Origin of the sequence: Cupriavidus sp. HPC(L), from assembly GCF_000307735.3 — a bacterium.
Taxonomy (GTDB): Bacteria; Pseudomonadota; Gammaproteobacteria; order Burkholderiales; family Burkholderiaceae; genus Cupriavidus.
The window spans coordinates 1-1435 of sequence record NZ_AMPR02000380.1; the positions used below are offsets into that span (position 1 = coordinate 1).

Annotated in this window: 1 protein-coding gene; it reads left to right on the forward strand. The window is 69.6% G+C overall.

Going from position 1 to position 1435, the window contains the following annotated elements; translation table 11 throughout:
* Positions 1 to 279: 279 nt before the first annotated feature.
* The coding region (dnaX, locus tag B551_RS18190; protein WP_157072029.1) for a DNA polymerase III subunit gamma/tau at positions 280 to 1435 on the forward strand (1156 nt) is incomplete at its 3' end.

Sequence of the window (1435 nt, forward strand, 5' to 3'; positions counted from 1 at the left end):
GGTCGGCGCGCCCGGCGTCGGCACCGGCAAGCCATGCCCGGAATGCGGCGCGCATGCGCTGCACAAGGTCGATGGCTGCGCCAAATGCGCCAATTGCGGCTACGTCGGCGAGTGCGGCTAGTGCGTGCCGCTGGGCGGCGGTGGCTTGCCCGCTCCCCCCGGCCTCTCTCCCGCGCGCGGGAGAGGGGAGAAATGCGGTAGCGCTCGCGACGGCGACGCCTCGACCAGCCCGTCCCGCGGCCGCGCTGCCGCGGCACGCCATTTGCTACAATCGCCGCCATGAGTTACCAAGTTCTAGCGCGCAAATGGCGCCCCAGGGATTTCACCACGCTGGTCGGCCAGGAGCACGTGGTGCGCGCGCTCACGCATGCGCTGGAACAGCAGAGGCTGCATCACGCCTACCTGTTTACCGGTACGCGCGGCGTCGGCAAGACCACGCTGTCGCGCATCCTGGCCAAGGCCCTGAATTGCACCGGGCCTGACGGCAACGGCGGCATCACCGCGCAGCCCTGCGGCGTCTGCAAGGCCTGCACCGAGATCGATGCGGGCCGCTTCGTCGACTACATCGAGATGGACGCGGCATCGAACCGCGGCGTCGACGAGATGGCCCAGCTGCTCGACAAGGCGGTCTACGCGCCGACGGTCGGACGCTTCAAGGTCTACATGATCGACGAAGTGCATATGCTGACCAACCACGCCTTCAACGCGATGCTGAAGACGCTGGAAGAGCCGCCGGGCCACGTCAAGTTCATCCTCGCCACCACCGACCCGCAGAAGATTCCGGTCACGGTGCTGTCGCGCTGCCTGCAGTTCAATCTGAAGCAGATGCCGCCCGGCCATATCGTCAACCACCTCGACCGCATCCTGGCCGAGGAGGGCATCGCGCACGATGGCAATGCGCTGCGGCTGCTGGCGCAGGCCGCGCACGGTTCGATGCGCGACGCGCTGTCGCTGACCGACCAGGCCATCGCCTACAGCGCGGGCGAGGTGTCCGAGGCGTCGGTGCGCGGCATGCTGGGCGCGATCGACCAGAGCTATCTGGTGCAGCTGCTCGACGCGCTGGCCGCCGAGGACGGCGCCGCGATGCTGGCGGTGGCCGACAGCATGGCCGACCGCAGCCTGTCGTTCGCCGGCGCGCTGCAGGACCTCGGTTCGCTGCTGCACAAGATCGCGCTGGCGCAGGCGGTGCCGGCGTCGGTGCAGGAGGAATGGCCCGAGGCCGGCGAGGTGCGCCGGCTGGCCGCCGCCTTCGATCCGCAGGAAGTCCAGCTGTTCTACCAGATCGCCAATCTCGGCCGCAGCGAGCTCGCGCTTGCACCGGACGAGTACGCCGGCTTCACGATGACGCTGCTGCGGATGCTGGCGTTCCGGCCCTCGGCGATGCCGTCGGCGCCGGCGCCGGCGGGACCGGCGACGACCGGTGCGCGGCGGATGC